Origin of the sequence: Streptomyces sp. So13.3 (assembly GCF_005860785.2) — a bacterium.
Classification (GTDB): domain Bacteria; phylum Actinomycetota; class Actinomycetes; order Streptomycetales; family Streptomycetaceae; genus Actinacidiphila; species Actinacidiphila fildesensis.
Window position 1 is genome coordinate 7,573,601 of sequence record NZ_CP048835.1, and the last position, 16,822, is coordinate 7,590,422.

Here is a 16,822-nt window from a genome sequence, read left to right on the forward strand (position 1 = left end):
GATAGGGTTGTTGGTGGCCTTGGCAGCAGGGCGCCCGTGGCCCTGGGCGATCTGTTCTTGAGGCAAAAGGATCACTGGGGAGCCACGGGCTTGGTCAACGATACGACGTTGCTGCTGGACCTCGACGGCGTGTCCGTCATGCGGGTCGAACGGCTTCAGTGCGGTGGGCGCCGGGTCCACCTGGCCACGGCGGAGGAGGCGGCGCGGGCCTGTCCGGCCTGCGGGGTCTTCGCCTCCCGGGTGAAGGGTTCAGCGACCACCCGGCCGCGTGATCTTCCCTCCGGCGAGAGCAGGTTGGAGCTCGTCTGGCACAAGCGCCGCTGGTGGTGCCGTGAGACGGCCTGTCCACGGAGGTCGTTCACCGAGCAGATCGAGCAGATACCGGCCGGGGTCCGGATCACCCGACGGCTGCGGGCTGCGTCCGGGCGGCGGGTGCGCGATTCCGGATCCACGGTTATCCAGGCTGTCCGCGATCTGCGCCTGTCCTGGCCGACCGTGATGAACGCCTTCCGCACCTGTGTCCGCGAAGTCGTCGAAGCTGAGCTCCCCGACGTCGAGGTGCTGGGGATCGATGAGACCAGGCGCGGGCGGACCGGCTGGGAGCAAGAGCCGGACACCGGGAAGGGGAAGATGACCAGGGATCGCTGGCACACCGGGTTCGTCGATGCGCTCGGGACCGGCGGCCTGCTCGGCCAGGTCGAAGGCCGCACCGTCGCCGACGTCCTGGCCTGGCTCTCGACCACGCCATTGACCTGGAGGAAGAACATCCGTCACGTCGCCATCGACATGTCGGCCACCTACCGCGCCGCGATCCGCACCGGCCTGCCCGACGTGATCGTGGTGGTCGACCACTTCCACGTAGTGCAGCTCGCGAACAAGATGCTCTCCCTGGTGCGCAGGCGCACCACCGCCGAGACCGTGGCCGGCGCGGACGCGCCACCGACCCGGAGCGGAAGGCCCGTCGCCGCCTGTTACGCAACCGCGAAGACCTCACCGACGACCAGTTCGCCACCATGTGGAACCCGCTGCTGGGCGACGGGAAGATCGGACAGACACTGCTGACGGCGTGGATCGCCAAGGAGAGCCTGCGCAACCTCCTGGCCCTGGCCCGCACCGGCGCGAGCCGGGAGCAAGTGGGCCACGCCCGCTGGAAGTTCCTCACCTGGTGCGCGGACGCGAACATCCCCGAGGTCCGCACCCTCGCCACCACCATCGACCGTTGGTGGACCGAGATCGCCGCGTTCATCACCACCGGCCACAGCAACGCCAAGAGCGAAGGCATCAACCGCGTGATCAAGCTCGTCGCCCGCAACGCGTTCGGCTTCCGCAACGCCGAAAACCAACGCCTACGCACACGCTGCGTCACCACCCGCCAAGCCCGCAGACACCTCCGCACCGTTCAACTTTGAGGACCCGACATAGTTTCGGTAGGGGACACCCCCCGTTTGGCGAGAGGACGGATCATGTTGCGCGCAGTGTGGAACGGCACGGTGATCGCGGAAGCGGCGCACACCGTGGTCGTCGAGGGTAACCACTACGTCCCACCCGAGTCGCTGCATCGCGAGTACTTCACCAGGAGCCCGGCGATGTCACTGTGCCCGTGGAAGGGCATCGCCAGCTATTACACCGTGCGCGTCGGCGACGAGGTCAACCCGAACGCGGCCTGGTACTACCCGCATCCCAGCCCTTTCGCCCGCAAGATCAGAACCACGTCGCGTTCTGGCACACCGGTGGCCGTCGTGGGCGTAATGGAGAGCGTCGAGGGCTCTGGCGCGGGCGTGTGACTAGCGCAACCGGCCGACGTACCCGTGCGTTTTTGGGCGTCGGCGGCCGGACGGCGGGGTGTTGGCTGCGGTCGGTTCAGGGGCGCAGGAGGTGGCGTACCGCGACGATGGCCTGCATCGCGGCCGCCGGACGCAACAGCGCGGGCCGGGGCCGGTCGGCCATCGCGCCGCGGGCGAGGCTTGCGGCGGTCACGGCGGCAACCGGCACCACCCATGTGGTGACCGCCGCGGCGCGGACGGCGCGGCTGGGTTCGTGTCGCAGTACCAGCCAGGTCCAGAATGCGGCGTCGGCGAAAGAGTCTGCGTAGTCGCCGAAGGGGGAGGCGGTGCCCTGGCGGCGGGCGAGGTGACCGTCGGCCAGATCCGAGGCGATCGCCACCACACCGGCCCAGCGGCCCGACCCCGCAGCCAGCGCGGGGAGGTTACCGCGGATCAGCGTCAGCACATCGGCGGGCGAGAGCCGGACGCGGTCTTCCAGCATCCCCAGGTGCAGGGCGCTCAGCGTCCAGCTGGCCGCCACCCATCCACGCCCGCGCCCGTGGGCCAGCGTGAGGAACCCGAGGTGCAGGGCAGTGATCTCCGTGAGAGCCCGTGGACGCCGGGCCGCCTGGCGCACTGACCGGTCGGCCGCGAGGGTGAGAAAACGTGCGACCGCCTGCGGGCTCCAGCGGCCCTGGGGCAGGATCCGCAAAAGCGCGTCAGTCGCAGTGCGGCTGTCGGTGAGATCGGATACGGACACGTGGGCCGGCCTTTCTTCGGGCGCGGGTCATTGAGCCCACGTTGGAGGGCCGACCCGTGGGCGGACGGCGAGCGTGGTCACCGACGGTCGCGGCGGCAGGGCGTAGCGTCGTGCCCGGACGGCATGTGGAGCGGATGGGAACGGACGTGGGTTATGGGGTGGGGCAGGCGGCTGTCGTTGGTGGCGGTGGCGGGTGGCAGTGTTGCGGCCGGGTATGCGGGGCTGGTGACGGGGGCCTTGCCGCTCGACCTGGGTGTGGGCCGGCGGACCCGTTCTCTGGGACCACAGGTGATCGACATCAGCGCGCCCAGGGACGTGGTCTTCGATGTGATCGCGCAGCCCTATCTCGGGCGAACGACCCGGGCGATGCGGGAGAAGGTGCAGGTGCTGGAGCGGTCCGCCGACATGGTGCTCGCCGCGCACTTCACTCCGGTAGCGGGCGGGCGGCTGACCGCGACGACGGCAGAGACCGTGCGGTTCACCCGCCCCGGCCGGGTCGACTTCCGCCTGGTGCGCGGCCCGGTACCCGCCGTCGTCGAGTCGTTCGTGCTGTCCGAGAACGGCCCGGGCACGCGGCTGGAGTACCGGGGTGAGCTGGGCACCGACGGGTGGGCGCTGGGAGAACGCTGGGGCCGTCTGGTCGCAGCACGGTGGGAGGAGACGGTCGCCGGCTCGCTCCGGGTAGTCAAGGAAGAAGCGGAGCGACGCGCCCGCCCCCGGTGACGCGCCGCGCCCGCACCGGGCACGTCCGGCTGTCACTTCACGCGCTTCCTGCCGGTGACCAGTTCGGTGATGTACTTCTGGCCGTTGGCATACGCCTGGTCGTGTGTGTAGCTTTCGGAGACGTACTGGCGTCGGCCGGTTTCCTTGTCGGTGACGAGTACCCGGAACCCCAGAGCGCTGCACCCGCGCCTGAACGGGACGCCTACGCCCATCAGCCCCTCTGCCACATCAACGGCGAAACGATCGCGGCTCACCGGGCCGGGCACAGTACGCTCCTGGCTGCGGCCGGCCCCGAATCTGAATGGTCCGATGCGGATGGTGCGTCGCATGACGCCTCCCTGCCCGTATGAGCCAATTCTACGTGTGATGAGCGGGTGCGGGGTTCTCCCAGTCGGTGGGGGACCGACCCGCCGGTGCGCACCATAAGCAGACACACGTGCCCCTGGGTTTCCGAGGCATCCCGCCTGCCATCTCGGCGGCGGGATCCCGTGTTGCCCATGGTCGTGTGGATGAGGCGGTTGTTCGGTGAACGGCCTCACAGGTCTCGGCCCCAGCCGGGCGTAGCGTTCAAGCTATGGTGCTGCGTTTGGTGCTGGGCACGGTGTACACAGCGATGGCCCTGGGCCAGCTCGTCTCCTTCGGGCGTATGCCCTCGATTCTGGCCGCGTACGGGCTGGTGGACGGCGTTGCGGCGACCGCGCTCGCGGTGACCCTGATCGCCGGGGAGCTGGTGTGCGGCATCTGGTTCCTGGCCCACCCGCGATCGACGGCGCGCACCCCGGTGTGGATCTACGCGGCCGTCTCGGTGATGTGGGCCGCGCTGGCGGTGCAGGCATACGCCCGCGGTCTTACGGTCGCGAACTGCGGCTGCTTCGGGGTCCGCCTGTCCCAGCCGTTGTCCTGGATCGTGCTGGTCCAAGAGGCGCTGACCCTCCTGTACGCCGCGGTGCTGCTGCGTGCCGCCCGCCGGGCCCGGGCCGACACCCCTCAGGCCCGTACCCGCACGGGTGTGGCCCACGACGATGACCATGTGGAGATGCGATGACAACAGACGAGACGGCACCGGCGACGGATCAAGGAGCGCCGACACCGGCGGCACCGGTCAAGCGGGCCCGGGACGAGGTGTTCATCGAGTTCACCAAGTCGATCTGCCCGATCTGCAAGACCCCGGTCGACGCCCAGGTCAACATCCGCGAGGGCAAGGTGTACCTGCGCAAACGCTGCACCGAGCACGGCCCGTTCGAGGCCCTGGTCTACGGGGACGCTGAGGAGTACCTGTCCTCGGCCCGGTTCAACAAGCCCGGCACCATCCCGCTGGTCTTCCAGACCGAGGTCAAGGACGGTTGCCCGAGCGACTGCGGGCTGTGCCCGGAGCACAAGCAGCACGCGTGTCTGGGAATCATCGAGGTCAATACCGGCTGCAACCTGGACTGCCCGATCTGCTTCGCCGACTCCGGCCACCAGGCTGACGGCTACTCCATCACCCACGCCCAGTGCGCGAGCATGCTCGACGTCTTCGTGGCCTCCGAGGGGGAGCCGGAGGTGGTGATGTTTTCGGGGGGCGAGCCGACCATCCATCAGCACATCCTGGACTTCATCGACCTCGCCCAGGCCCGGCCGATCAAGAACGTCACGCTGAACACCAACGGTATCCGCCTCGCCTCCGACAAACGGTTCGTCGCCGAGCTGGGCGAACGCAATCAGGTGCCGGGCAAGTCGGTGAACATCTATCTGCAGTTCGACGGATTCGACGAGCGCACCCACCGCGAGATCCGGGGCCGCGACCTGCGGAAACTCAAGCAGAAGGCACTCGACAACTGCGCCGAGGCCGGGCTGACCGTCACCCTGGTCGCCGCCGTCGAACGCGGACTGAACGAGCACGAACTGGGCCCCATCATCACCTTCGGCATCGACCACCCCGCCGTGCGCTCCGTCGCGTTCCAGCCCGTCACCCACTCCGGGCGCCATGTCGCCTTCGACCCGCTGAACCGGCTTACCAACCCCGACGTCATCAAGCTGATCACCGAACAGCGGCCCGCCTGGTTTCAGAAGGGCGACTTCTTCCCCGTCCCCTGCTGCTTCCCCACCTGCCGCTCCGTCACCTACCTGATCGTCAACGGCGAGCCGGGCAACCGGACCGTCCTGCCCATCCCGCGCCTGCTGCAGGTCGAGGACTACCTCGACTACGTCACCAACCGTGTCATGCCCGACGCCGGGATCCGCGAGGCCCTGGAGAAGCTGTGGTCGGCCTCCGCGTTCATGGGCACAGAGACGACCCAGGAGAAACTGCGGGCCACCGCGCAGGCCCTGGACTGCGCGGACGCCTGCGGCATCGACCTGCCATCGGCCGTCAAGGACCTGGGCGACAAGGCGTTCATGATCGTCGTCCAGGACTTCCAGGACCCCTACACCCTCAACGTCAAACAGCTGATGAAGTGCTGCGTGGAGGAGATCACCCCCGACGGACGGCTCATCCCGTTCTGCGCCTACAACTCCGTCGGCTACCGCGAACAAATCCGCGCGCAGATGTCCGGCGTCCCCGTCGCCGGTGTCGTACCCAACGCCCTGCCGCTGGCCGACCGGCTCACCGACACCGCCTACGGCTCCAAGACCGTGCGTAGCGCACAAACCGCCGCCGAATACGAACAGGGCCCACGATGACCGCGCCCGACGAGAGCACCCGCCTGCCCGCTGCGGCCGGCGACGAGCTCAAAGCCTGCTGTGCCGCCGCGTACTCATCCGACGTGGTCGCGCTGCTGCTCGGCGACTCCTACCATCCCGGCGGCACCGCCCTGACCCGGCGCCTGACGGGCCATCTCGCACTCACAGACGCCAGCCGCGTTCTCGATGTGGCGTCCGGCCGCGGCACCACCGCCCTCCTGCTCGCCGACGCCTTCGGCGTGTGCGTGGACGGCGTGGACTACTCGCCGGCCAACGCCGCCCTCGCCCAGGGCGCGGCCGCCGCCGTGGGACTCGCGGAGCGGGTCACCTTCACCACCGGTGATGCCGAGCACCTGCCCTTTCCGGACGGCGTGTTCGACGCCGTGGTGTGCGAGTGCGCCCTGTGCACCTTCCCCGACAAGGTCCAAGCCGCAGCGGAGTTCGCCCGTGTCCTTCGGCCCGGTGGACGGGTCGGCATCGCCGATGTCACCGCCGCCTCCGACCGGCTCCCGCCGGAACTGACGGGTCTCGGCGCGCGGATCGCCTGCATCGCCGATGCCCGCTCGCCGGCCGAGTACGCCGAGATTCTGGCCGCCGCCGGGCTCCTTACGATCCACACCGAGCGCCATGACGCGGCCATGACCCGCATGATCGACCAGATCGAGGCGCGGCTGAATCTGCTACGGATGACCGCCGCGGCCAGACTCGACGACGCCGGCGTGGACCTGGCCGCGGCCCCAGCCGTCCTCGCCGCTTCCCGCGCCGCCGTCGCGGACGGCACCCTCGGCTACACCCTGCTGATCGCCGAGAAATCCCCCTGACGGCCCCTCCCTCTACCGGCCGTACGTAAGCGCCCTCACATAGCGGAACAGCCCACCGGTCCTAGCGTCGACACGAAAGCAGGCACCCGCAGAGGCGAGGACCTCTGCCATGGCAACCACCGTGCAGGTATCCCCGAGAGGCTCCGTTATCCCGGTCCACGCAGCGTGGGGCGCCGCATTCAGTGCGGCTGATCGCTCTTGGGCGGCGGCGGGTTTGGGAAGTAGGCCGTTGTCCCGACGCGGGGCGGCGGTGGGATGGTCCCACCCGCCGCGAGCCAGGCCGGCACGAATGCGGCCCGGTCACCGTCCAGCAGGTGACAGGTCCTGGCGACTCCGCTCAGGCGGCGGGCGTGTGCCTCGACTTGCTCCATGGCCATGTTGTACGCGGCCAGCAGTCCGGGAGCCGTCATTTCGTTTCTGCCTGCCACGCTGGAGACCCTCACCTGATAGCCGCCTTGGCCGTCGGGCCGGTAGTCGACCTCCACGTGATCCGGTTCGACGGTGCCTGCGGGGCGGTCACGGGTGCCCTGGTCGCCGACGCAGGCGGCGCACCCGTGCCAGGGCCGGATGCCCGGCGGACGGCCGTCGCACAAATGCACCCCGTGCGGGTCGTGGAAGACCTGCAGACTGCCGGGGCAGCCGCCACCGTGACATTCGAACGCTCCATCAGCCTGATGCAGCAGGAGCGGCCCCGGACACGACGGTGTGAGAGGCAGCGCCCCGTACGTCGCTTCCAACAAGGCCAGCGTCTGTTCAACACCCCAAGGTGCGCCCGCACTGACGCTCCGGCCGTTCTTCCTGTGCTTCCCCTGACGCATCGACCGCCTCCGTTCCGAATCCCAGTACGGCAACGAACGGCAGTACATCAGGTTGCGCACGCCACGAGCCCGCTCCGAGATCTTCACCGGCATGGCGGATCGCCAAGGCAGAGCTCCGCCCAGACGGCGACTCGGCTGGGTCAACGCATCGCAGCGGGCACCATCGACGTGGATACAGCGAGGAAAGCGGGGGTCGGTCTCGGCGAGGGCGGCCGGCTTGCGCGTCCCGTTGGTGTCGGGGGCATCAAGGTGCCCGAAGGGCATTCCGCGCCGAGATGACCAGGAGGCGAGCGCCGCTCAGCACGGTGGCGGTGCAAACACCCGCGAAGGCCCAGATAATGGCCGGTTCCCCGGTACGGACTCCCACGATCAGCAAGCAGATCGAAGCGATCGACGCTGCCGTCATGAAGGCGGCCTGGCAGCGAGGACCGAACGTGGCCTGCCGCCAGGGACGGCGTGAGGGCGATCCGAGGCTCCGCAATCGGCGATCGAGCCGCCGATGATGGCGCAGCCCGGCTTCGATCTCTCCCAGGGCCCGCCGCTCACGTTCGGTAAGACCGACTCCGCCCACTGCGATCGCCTCACCCTCGCCGGGATCTGAGAAGCGCATGCCCGCGTATTCGATTCATTGTCCCACCGCCCCGGTCCACGGGGAAGTGGGGACCGCAAGGATCGATCAGTCGCGTCGTAAGGAGTCACTGGCACGATTTCGCACCAGGTACGGCGTACGGTCGTACCGCCACTGTGTGTAACTGGAAAGGGACCGAGATGGACGCACCTGACAAGGGACCGGGACCACGCCACCCACCCCCCGAGCCGCAATCGCCGGAGGACGGCGCGAGCGCAGCCGGTGCCGAATCCCCCGAGCCCCCGGGAGAGGACCGTGTCTCACCGGAGTCTGTGGAAGGGCAGAACGACTCCGAGGCCGATGCCGTCTCGGAGCCGCAGCCGGAGTCGAAGGCGGAGTCGGTATCGAGGCCGGGGCGGCTACGTGCCCTGTTGGGTTCCGGTCCGCCACCGGGACCCGCCCGGCCGGGGTTCTGGCGCAGCCCGTTGCGCGGTCCGTGGCTGACCTCGGTGTTCGGGTTGGTCCTGCTGGTGGGTATCACGGTGCTGTTCGTGACCGGGTTGCTGTCGTACGCGGCCTACAGGCCTGCAGGCTGCACAGGGCCCACCCGAAATCGACCTCGCCGCGGGTCTCCGACCACTGCACCTGCATCAGGGCGGCCTCCGCCTCGGTGACCGGACGGCCGCCGCCCGCGTGAAGGCGAGGCCGATGACGCAGGGCGCTGCCCCTGTTGCTGAAGTGCTTGCACAACTGCACCAGGTAACGACTCGCACGGTCTGTGCGGATCTCAGCTTCGGCGGAATACATGGCAAGCACCTCGGCGGGTTGAGGGAAGGCTGACCCCACCCACATTTATCGATACACACTGTCTCTGTCAATACGAAGTGTCATTTCCTCAACGCCTTGTACGCTGGAGGGATGCCGAAGCTGTGGACCGAGACCATGGACGCTCACCGCGCCGCGGTACGCACTGCGATTCTGGATGCCGCCGCCGGCCTGGTCTCCGAACGCGGCGTGGCGTCGGTGAACATGTCGCAGATCGCCGCCCAGGCCGGCATCGGCCGTGCCACGCTGTACAAGTACTTCCCGGACGTCGGGGCGGTCCTGCTCGCCTGGCATGAACAGCAGATCCGCGCCCACCTGGACCACCTCGCCGCCGTCCGCGACCACCACCACGAGCCGCAGGCGCGGCTCGAAGCCGTGCTGCACGCCTACGCGGCCCTGCTCCACGAACGGCACCACGGCGAACTCGCGGCCCTCGCGCACAGCGGAGACGTCTCAACCCTGCACCGAAGCGAGCACCTAGGCCACGCCCAGCAGCACCTGACGGGCCTTATCGCCGACCTCATCGCCCAGGCCGCACAGGCCGGCGACCTCCGCGACGACGTCGCCCCCCAGGAGTTGGCACAGTACTGTTTGCACGCCCTTGGCGCCGCGGCCGATCTTCCATCCAAAGCAGCCGCCGTGCGACTTGCCGACGTCACCCTCGCCGGCCTGCGCAACCCGCACTGAGTGCTCTCGCCCGAAGGGACGTTTCGTTCAAGCGGTCCGTTCGCGCGTGGGGCGTCGATCCATCCGCCGGGACGGGTAGCCGTCTCCAGTCCTCGTTCGCCAGCGAGGGCCTGTTGCTCTCGCAGCGCAGCAAGGCAACCCCATGATTCCGTTGCGATCCCGCTGGGCGCGCGGAACCCAGGTGCCTTCGTCAGCGCGAAGCGCTGTTTCTCCCGCCCTACCGCCGCGACCGGCATTTCCGGTGTAGGAACCATAGAGATGGCAGCCCGTGACCGTGCACAACGTCGGGTTCAAGCTGGCCTCTTCGATCTTCCTCCAAGCAGCGGCAGCGGCGGCTGAAGGAAGTGCGCAGGGCGCTGAACCTGGAGGAGCGTGCCCGACTTCGTCGAACTACGTGCCGTCGTGCTCCGCGCCGACGGAAGGCGCCCACTTCGGGCTCTTGTCACCGTCCTGGGCTTCGCGGCGGGCATCAGCTCTCGTCATGTGTTCGCTTCCCCGCGCCAGGCGGGGTTCGCCGACCTAGGGAGGCCGGGGGCGCCCCACAGCGGGAACCAGCGGCTCAGGTCCTCCTCGATGCGCAGGTCGTCCTTGGCCGTGGCCCTGACCTGGAGTTCCAGCGGATTGTCGCGCTTCTGGCCGGGCAGCGGCGCGAACGGGTAGAAGGTGCCCCGCTTGTAGAGGTAGACCAGCGCGAGGGGGCGTAGTTCGGCGTCGTGGAAGGTGACCAGAGAGCACAGGAGCTGCGGGCCGAAGCCGCTGTCCTGCAGGGCGGAATTCACCGCGTGCAGGTCGTTGACCAGAGCGGGCAGGTCGCCGGGGTCGCGGCGGGAGAGCAGCCACGAGTACCCGTACGCGTCACGGCTGAACTCCACCGGTACGCCGCCCCGTTCGGAGTCCGCGTCGAGGAGGGCTCGTACCTCCTGTTGGACTTGGGCGAATGCGCCGCCCTCGATGGCGGCGAAGCACACCGAGCCCAGGCCGGTCGGGGTGAAGCCGATGTCGGCCTGGAGGGTGATCGCTGCCGAAGGCAGGCCGAAGAGCTGGTCCAGGTCGGGCTTGACCGGCTTGGTCCGGCCGAGCAGGACGTCCAGGAATCCCACGGGTCCTCAGCTCCTTCTCTTCACGCCTGGCCACCCGGTTTCCCGCCCGCCTCGCCCAGCTGCACGGAGATCTCCGCGAGCGCCTCGATGCGGCGTTCCAGGCTGGGGTGGGTGGAGAACATCGCGGCCAGCGCCGTACCGGGCCCGAGGGCCGGGGTGAAGAAGAACGCGTTGAACGCCTGGGCGGTACGCAGATCCTTGGTCGGGATACGGGCGATGTCGCCGCTGACCTTGATCAGCGCGGAGGCCAGCACAGATGGTTTCCCGGTCAGCATGGCCGCGGCGCGGTCGGCGGCCAGTTCGCGGTAGCGGGACAGCGACCGGATCAGCAGGAAACTGATGCCGTAGACGAGCGCGGAGACCGCCATGACGATCGCGAGGAGGGCGGCGGTGTTCTGGTCGCGATCGTTGCGTCCGCCGAACAGCTGGGAGTAGAAGGCGAAGCGGACGATGAGTCCGGCGATCACACCCAGGAACGAGGCGATGGTGATCACCGCGACGTCGCGGTGTGCGACATGGGAGAGCTCGTGGGCGAGGACGCCTTCGAGTTCGTCGGTCTCCAGGCGGCGCAGCAGTCCGGTGGTGACGCAGACGACGGCATGGTCGGCGTTGCGGCCGGTGGCGAACGCGTTGGGCAGGTCCATCTCGGAGATGGCCACCCGGGGTTTGGGCATGTCCGCGGTGGCGCAGAGCCGGTCGATGACGCCGTGCAGCTCGGGCTGTTCCTCGCGGCTGACGAGGTGGCCGTGCATGGAGTACAGGGCGATCCGGTCGGAGAACCAGAACTGCGCGACCAGCAGCCCGGCGGCGATGACGATCACCAGGACGACGGATTTGAGCAGCACGATCAGCGCGGCGATGAACGCCACGTACACCAGCCCGAGCAGGAACATCGTGACCACCATGCGGGCGGTCAGCTGCCGGTCGGGCTCGAAACGGCTTCGCATCGTCATCACCCCGGGATCAGACCCTCGTCGGAGAGAAGTTCCCGCACCTGCCGCAGACTGGTGTCCTCGTCGGGCAGCACCAGGTCGGAGGGCGTGATCCTCTCGTCCGGCAGCGGCGTGCCGAGACTGCGCACCGCGTCCAGCAGGGCCGCCAGGGCGGCGGTGAACGCGGTCTCGTCGCCCGCGTCGGCGGCCGGCTGCAGGGCGGAGTCCAGCTCGTTGAGCCGGTCCAGGTGCTGGTCGGCGATCTCGTACTGGCCCTCGCCGAGAATCCGCATGATCATGATGTCACCTTCTGGTCCGGCGGGTCCTTCGTGGGCTCTGCACCCTCCACTGCCGGCGGGGTGGCAGAGGCCGGGAGCTGGGCCTTCATCCGGGCCAGCTCGATCTCCACGTCCTGGCCCGCGGTGACGGCCTCAATTTCTGCCTGGATATCGTCACGCCCGGCCGGAAGAGTCGCGTCCTCCAGCGCGCCGGAGGCGATCAGCTCGTCGAGCGCACCGGCGCGTGCCTGCAGCTGCTCGGTCCTGTCCTGGGCGCGCTGCATGGCCAGGCCGACATCGCCCATCTCCTCGCCGATGCCGGTGACGGCCTCGGCGATGTGGGTCTCGGCCTCGGCGGCGGTGTAGGTGGCCTTGATGGTCTCCTTGCGGGTGCGGAACGCGTCGACCTTCGCCTGCAGGCGCTGCGTGGCCAGGGTGAGCTTCTCCTCCTGGTCCTTTAGCGACGCCTGCTGGGTCTGCATGTCGGTGACCTGGGAGGCCACGGCCGTGCGGCGGGTGAGCGCCTCACGGGCCAGGTCCTCCCGCCCCGCGGCAAGTGCCTGCTCCGCCTGGCCCTGCAGCTTTCCCGTGGACTGTTGCAACTGGGTCACCTGCAGCTCGACGCGCTTGCGGCTGGTCGCCACATCGGCCACGCCGCGCCGCACTCTCTCCAGCATCTGGAGCTGCTGTTCGTAGGAGTAGTCCAGGACTTCGCGCGGGTCCTCGGCGTTGTCCAGCGCCTTGTTCGCCTTGATCCGGAACAGGGTGGCGATGCGGTGAGTGATGCTGGTCATGGCGACCGCCGTCCTCTCAGTCGGCTTGATGGTGTTCCGCGCGACCCGCGGCCGGTCGTGTCCCGCTCCGGGCTCGGGACGCTGCCTGCGATCCGGGGGCGTCGCGCAAGGTGTCGGCGGCGCAGAAGACCGAGGCAGCAGCGATGGTCACACCGCCCCACAGGCCCCAGGCTGCGGCGGGCAGATCGCCGGCAATGAGCGCCGGAGCAGGCAGCAGACCGGCCGCGAGGAGGACGGGGGCGCGGTGGATCGAGCGGGCCAGTCCCGATGCGTTGCGCCGGTGGCTCCAGGTGAGATGGACGGCGCAGGCGGCGGTGGTCAGGGCTCCCAGGGGGATCAGGGTCCAGGCGAGCACTTCCATGTCAGGTCACCTCCGTGCCGGGGGGACGGGGCTCGGCGCCTGCGGGGCACCGTCGCGCGGCCTGGCCGGCGCCCGGCGGAGCCGCCTGGGCCAGGTGCCCGCCGGCGTGGGTGTCCTTGAGCAGCGGGAACCGCTTGCCCAGCAGGTAGATGGTCAGCGGGGTGCCGTACATCTCGGTGAACAGCGCCACCAGGAACCACCATGCTCAGCACGCCGTTCGACATCGGCGCCAGCGCATCCATGATAGGTCTCCTGCCGTCGCCGTGTGGTTCAGCGGAAGGGCTTGTGGTCGTGTAGGTCGCGGTCCTTGGGTGCGTCGTTGTGACCACGCCCGCGCCTCTGTATGTCATCGCCGCTGTTCATGCCACGCATCATGAAGAACATCATCAGCGGGCAGGCGAGCACGATGAGAGGCAAGGCCAGGTTGCCCAGTGGTACGCCGAGCGCGAGTGCGCCAACCACGGCGATCGCGACCGCGATCGCGTAGAGGCCGTAATTCCTGGTGTTCTTCATGGCCAGTTCTCCTCTTGGGAGGGGCATCAGTGTTTGGTGACAGGGCCGGAGGAGCGCAGGGCGGCGAGGCGCCGCTGGTACTCGTCCTCGTCTATGTCACCGCGGGCGAACCGCTCGGCGAGCGGTTGCTCGGGCGAGGTGCCGGCGGGGATGGGGGCTGCTCAGGGGCGTGATTCAGGGCGCGGAAGAACAGGACGGCGGCGGTGATGATCAAGGCCCAGAACAGGATCATGCCGGCTGACACGGCGAACCAGCCCCAGCCGCTGACGTCGTGGTCGTGCCAGAACATCATCGCGATTCACTTTCCCGAGCTCAGGGGCTGCGGGCCGGGGCCCGCCGTCCGGTCGGCGTTCTCTGTTGTTTCCCACAGTCGCCCTCACCCGGTGTCGCGCACAGGGCCATCCGGCCCCCTGCACGAGGCCGGTCAGCTCTTACCTGGCAGGGGTACCGGGGCGAAGCTGGGGGCGTGGGATCCTGGAGAAGGGACGATCTGCCATGAATATCGTCGATATTGCAGTAGTGGCCCGGCCGTGGCGTTGATCGCTGGTATGGGGCGATTCTTCTTCGGTCCTCGCAAGGCCCGCACCGCGCGGCTGGAGGGCGGGGTGCAGCACGTCGAGGTGACGGTGCGCGGCGGCTACAGCCCCGATGTCATCCGAGTCCGGCAAGGGGTTCCGGTGGAGCTGGTCTTCGACCGGCAGGAGTCCGGGGAGTGCACCAACCGGGTGGTCTTCCCTGACCTGCGGGTGAGTGCTGGACTGCCGGCGTATGCGCGTACCACCGTGCGTGTCGATCCGGCTGGGGCCGGATCCTTCGGGTTCGCGTGCGGGATGAACATGATCCACGGCACGATGCTCGTCGAACCGGACAGCGGGGAACAGGATGGCGGGGAAAGCGCCCGGGACGGCGGCGAGGTACATGCCGCCTCCGCTTCGGGGCGCCGGTCAGTGATGCGGAAGCCGCCGAGGCGGAGGCCGCCGAGCGGCACGCGGAGATCACCGACCTGACGCGCCGGGTGGCCATTGGCGCGGTACTCACTGCGCCGGTGCTCTTCGCTGTGATGGCGCATGAACTCTTCGGTGCCGACTGGATGCCGGGCTGGCTGCTCAACCACTGGCTGCAGCTGGCGCTCATCACTCCCGTCATGTTCTACACCGGGTGGCCCATCCACTCCACCGGCTGGCTGACCCTCCGCCACCGCAGCGCGGACATGAACTCGCTTATCGCACTGGGCACTTCGGCCGCATACAGCTACAGCCTGCTCGTCACGCTCGCGCCCTCGCTGCTGCCCGAGGACGTGCGCGAGGTGTACTTCGAGGCGGTCGGGGTGATTCTTACTCTGATCCTGCTCGGGCGCCTGCTGGAAGCCCGCGCCAAGGCCGGCACCGGCGAGGCCATCCGGGCGCTGCTGGGCCTTCGGGCCCGCACCGCTCGGGTGATCCGCGACGGAACCGAGGCCGAAGTCCCCGTCGAGGACGTGCTCGTGGGCGACGAGATCGTGATCCGGCCCGGCGAGAAGATCCCGGTCGACGGCGACGTGATGTCCGGGTCATCGGCGGTCGACGAGTCCATGGTCACCGGCGAATCCATGCCGGTTACCAAGCGAGCGGGCGACACAGTCATCGGCTCGACCGTGAACACGACCGGGTCCTTGCGGGTACGCGCGAGCAAGGTCGGCGCGGACACGATGCTCGCCCAGATCATCCGTCTCGTGCAGCAGGCCCAGGCGTCCAAGGCGCCGATCCAGCGGCTCGCCGACGCCGTCTCCGCCTACTTCGTACCCGCCGTCATCGCCATCGCCCTCGCCGCCTTCGCACTCTGGTTCGTCGCCGGCCCCGCCCCCGCGCTCACCCTCGCGCTGGTCTCCGCAGTCGCCGTGCTGATCATCGCCTGCCCCTGCGCACTGGGGCTGGCCACCCCGCTGTCCATCATGGTCGGCACCGGCAAGGGCGCCCAGGCGGGCATCCTCATCCGCTCGGCCGAGGCCCTGGAGACCGCCCACAAACTCGACACCGTCGTCCTGGACAAGACCGGCACCGTGACCGCGGGCAAGCCCGTCCTCACCGATGTTCACGCGGCCGACGAGTTCGACGAGGCCGCGTTGCTCGCGCTGGTCGCGGCGGCCGAAGCCGACAGCGAACACCCCCTCGCGGCCGCAATCGTCACCGGTGGCCGGGGCCGAGGGCTGAGCCTGCTGCCATCGTCCGGTTTCGACTCCATCACCGGCAAGGGTGTGCAGGCCGGCGTGGACGGCCATGCCGTCCTGGTGGGCACCGCCCGCCTGCTCTCCGATGTGGGCATCGACACCAGCGCCCTCGCCCCGGTCGCGGCGGAACTGTCCGCCCAGGGCAAGACCCCTGTCCTTGCCGCCGTCGACGGCCGGGCGGCCGGGGTGCTGGCCGTAGCCGACACCGTCAAGGACGACTCCGCCCAGGCCATCGCCGCCCTGCACCTACTCGGCATCGACGTCGTCATGCTCACCGGGGACAGCGCCCGCACCGCCGCGGCCATCGCCGCCCAGGTCGGCGTGGACCGCGTCCTGGCCGAGGTACTGCCCGAGCACAAGGCGGACGAGATCCGCCGCCTGCAGGCCGAGGGCCGCACGGTGGGCATGGTCGGCGACGGCATCAACGACGCCCCAGCCTTGTCCGCTGCCGACGTCGGCCTCGCCATCGGCACCGGTACGGACGTGGCCATCGAGGCCGCCGACATCACCCTCATCTCCGGCTCCCTGACCGGCGTCGTCACCGCCATCCGCCTGTCCCGCGCCACCATGCGCAACATCCGGCAGAACCTCTTCTTCGCGCTCATCTACAACGCCGTCGGCCTCCCCCTCGCCGCCGGCGCGCTCTACCCGCTGTGGGGCATCCGCCTCAGCCCCATCGTCGCCGCGGCCGCGATGGCCCTGTCCTCTCTGTCCGTAGTCACCAACTCCAGCCGCCTGCGCCACTGGCACGCCACCCCACTGCCGACCGCCGCACCGGCCCCGGTCGAGCCCCAGGTCGAATCCGCCGCCGACCGGACCTAACCCATGCCCGCAGACGATCTCGAGCACGACGACCAGTGACTGCCGATAGACCAAATGCTTAGAAGGCACTCGCCCTACGCGCCGGGCCAAGGGCGCTGACCTGCGCGAACGCACTTCCCTGGCGTCACCCCCCACAACGTGGGGGACATATGGGGGAAAGGCAAACCCCTGAGGTTCAAGGGGACGCGGG

20 protein-coding genes and 1 pseudogene are annotated in these 16,822 nt (G+C 69.1%); 10 read left to right on the plus strand and 11 right to left on the minus strand.

The features are described from left to right. The first annotated feature begins 90 nt into the window (after positions 1–90). From C8250_RS33945 to C8250_RS33950, 3 genes are read left to right on the plus strand one after another with little or no spacing between them, the layout of a single operon-like run. Positions 91–1,062 (plus strand): transposase, encoded by a 972-nt coding sequence (locus C8250_RS33945; protein WP_198359544.1) that lies wholly within the window; start codon positions 91–93, stop codon positions 1,060–1,062. After that, positions 969–1,409: a transposase gene (locus tag C8250_RS44530; RefSeq protein ID WP_269289181.1), complete on the plus strand. Its 441-nt coding sequence runs from the start codon at positions 969–971 to the stop codon at positions 1,407–1,409. The genes C8250_RS33945 and C8250_RS44530 overlap by 94 nt, the downstream gene beginning before the upstream one ends. A 54-nt stretch (positions 1,410–1,463) precedes the next feature. Next, positions 1,464–1,784, plus strand: a complete 321-nt coding sequence (locus C8250_RS33950) for a DUF427 domain-containing protein (protein ID WP_138353615.1) — start codon at positions 1,464–1,466, stop codon at positions 1,782–1,784. 76 nt (positions 1,785–1,860) lie between these two features. On the opposite strand, the gene C8250_RS33955 is transcribed toward C8250_RS33950, so the two are convergent. Further along, positions 1,861–2,523 carry a CDP-alcohol phosphatidyltransferase family protein gene (locus C8250_RS33955; protein ID WP_138353616.1) on the minus strand — a complete coding sequence of 221 codons (663 nt, stop codon included), beginning with the start codon at positions 2,521–2,523 and terminating at the stop codon, positions 1,861–1,863. A gap of 288 nt (positions 2,524–2,811) precedes the next feature. Here C8250_RS33955 and C8250_RS33960 point away from each other — a divergent pair, with 288 nt between their 5' ends. Then, positions 2,812–3,246, plus strand: a complete 435-nt coding sequence (locus C8250_RS33960; RefSeq protein WP_232486295.1) for an SRPBCC family protein — start codon at positions 2,812–2,814, stop codon at positions 3,244–3,246. A gap of 32 nt (positions 3,247–3,278) precedes the next feature. Here C8250_RS33960 and C8250_RS33965 read toward each other — a convergent pair whose 3' ends face one another. Beyond that, positions 3,279–3,575 carry a hypothetical protein gene (locus C8250_RS33965; RefSeq protein WP_138353618.1) on the minus strand — a complete coding sequence of 99 codons (297 nt, stop codon included), beginning with the start codon at positions 3,573–3,575 and terminating at the stop codon, positions 3,279–3,281. 245 nt (positions 3,576–3,820) lie between these two features. Between C8250_RS33965 and C8250_RS33970 the strand changes: the two genes are divergently transcribed. From C8250_RS33970 to C8250_RS33980, 3 genes are read left to right on the plus strand one after another with little or no spacing between them, the layout of a single operon-like run. Beyond that, positions 3,821–4,291: a MauE/DoxX family redox-associated membrane protein gene (locus C8250_RS33970; protein ID WP_138353619.1), complete on the plus strand. Its 471-nt coding sequence runs from the start codon at positions 3,821–3,823 to the stop codon at positions 4,289–4,291. Further along, positions 4,288–5,907 (plus strand): radical SAM protein, encoded by a 1,620-nt coding sequence (locus C8250_RS33975; protein ID WP_138353620.1) that lies wholly within the window; start codon positions 4,288–4,290, stop codon positions 5,905–5,907. The genes C8250_RS33970 and C8250_RS33975 overlap by 4 nt, the downstream gene beginning before the upstream one ends. Beyond that, positions 5,904–6,728, plus strand: a complete 825-nt coding sequence (locus C8250_RS33980) for a class I SAM-dependent methyltransferase (RefSeq protein WP_138353621.1) — start codon at positions 5,904–5,906, stop codon at positions 6,726–6,728. Before C8250_RS33975 ends, C8250_RS33980 begins: the two co-directional genes overlap by 4 nt. 179 nt (positions 6,729–6,907) lie before the next feature. Here C8250_RS33980 and C8250_RS33985 read toward each other — a convergent pair whose 3' ends face one another. After that, positions 6,908–7,639, minus strand: a complete 732-nt coding sequence (locus tag C8250_RS33985) for a hypothetical protein (protein ID WP_138353622.1) — start codon at positions 7,637–7,639, stop codon at positions 6,908–6,910. 1,393 nt (positions 7,640–9,032) lie between these two features. Here C8250_RS33985 and C8250_RS34000 point away from each other — a divergent pair. Further along, on the plus strand, positions 9,033–9,626 hold the full coding sequence (locus C8250_RS34000) for a TetR/AcrR family transcriptional regulator (RefSeq protein ID WP_138353625.1): 594 nt from the start codon (positions 9,033–9,035) through the stop codon (positions 9,624–9,626). A gap of 479 nt (positions 9,627–10,105) precedes the next feature. Here C8250_RS34000 and C8250_RS34005 read toward each other — a convergent pair whose 3' ends face one another. From C8250_RS34005 to C8250_RS34040, 8 genes and pseudogenes are all read right to left on the minus strand, one after another. Continuing rightward, positions 10,106–10,726: a hypothetical protein gene (locus C8250_RS34005; protein WP_138353626.1), complete on the minus strand. Its 621-nt coding sequence runs from the start codon at positions 10,724–10,726 to the stop codon at positions 10,106–10,108. A gap of 20 nt (positions 10,727–10,746) precedes the next feature. Next, positions 10,747–11,673 (minus strand): zinc metalloprotease HtpX, encoded by a 927-nt coding sequence (gene htpX / locus C8250_RS34010; protein WP_138353627.1) that lies wholly within the window; start codon positions 11,671–11,673, stop codon positions 10,747–10,749. A 5-nt stretch (positions 11,674–11,678) separates the two neighbouring features. Next, the gene (locus C8250_RS34015) at positions 11,679–11,957 is read right to left on the minus strand and encodes a hypothetical protein (RefSeq protein WP_138353628.1); all 279 of its coding nucleotides are present in this window, start codon (positions 11,955–11,957) and stop codon (positions 11,679–11,681) included. After that, a complete protein-coding gene (locus tag C8250_RS34020; RefSeq protein ID WP_138353629.1) occupies positions 11,954–12,730 on the minus strand; it encodes a PspA/IM30 family protein in 777 nt (258 codons plus the stop codon). The genes C8250_RS34015 and C8250_RS34020 overlap by 4 nt, the downstream gene beginning before the upstream one ends. Before the next feature lie 16 nt (positions 12,731–12,746). Further along, positions 12,747–13,091: a hypothetical protein gene (locus tag C8250_RS34025; RefSeq protein WP_138353630.1), complete on the minus strand. Its 345-nt coding sequence runs from the start codon at positions 13,089–13,091 to the stop codon at positions 12,747–12,749. A gap of 1 nt (position 13,092) precedes the next feature. Beyond that, a complete protein-coding gene (locus C8250_RS43900) occupies positions 13,093–13,281 on the minus strand; it encodes a hypothetical protein (protein ID WP_232486228.1) in 189 nt (62 codons plus the stop codon). An 80-nt stretch (positions 13,282–13,361) separates the two neighbouring features. Next, the gene (locus C8250_RS34035) at positions 13,362–13,604 is read right to left on the minus strand and encodes a DUF2933 domain-containing protein (protein ID WP_138353631.1); all 243 of its coding nucleotides are present in this window, start codon (positions 13,602–13,604) and stop codon (positions 13,362–13,364) included. Positions 13,605–13,630: 26 nt separating this feature from the next. Further along, a pseudogene (locus C8250_RS34040) lies at positions 13,631–13,896 on the minus strand (SHOCT domain-containing protein). Between C8250_RS34040 and C8250_RS43905 the strand changes: the two are divergent. Together C8250_RS43905 and C8250_RS34045 are read left to right on the plus strand one after the other, a co-directional pair. Continuing rightward, a complete protein-coding gene (locus C8250_RS43905) occupies positions 13,811–14,611 on the plus strand; it encodes a cupredoxin domain-containing protein (RefSeq protein WP_244809519.1) in 801 nt (266 codons plus the stop codon). The pseudogene C8250_RS34040 and the gene C8250_RS43905 sit on opposite strands and share 86 nt — an antisense overlap. 38 nt (positions 14,612–14,649) lie before the next feature. Next, the gene (locus C8250_RS34045; protein WP_244809521.1) at positions 14,650–16,632 is read left to right on the plus strand and encodes a copper-translocating P-type ATPase; all 1,983 of its coding nucleotides are present in this window, start codon (positions 14,650–14,652) and stop codon (positions 16,630–16,632) included. Positions 16,633–16,822 lie beyond the last annotated feature (190 nt).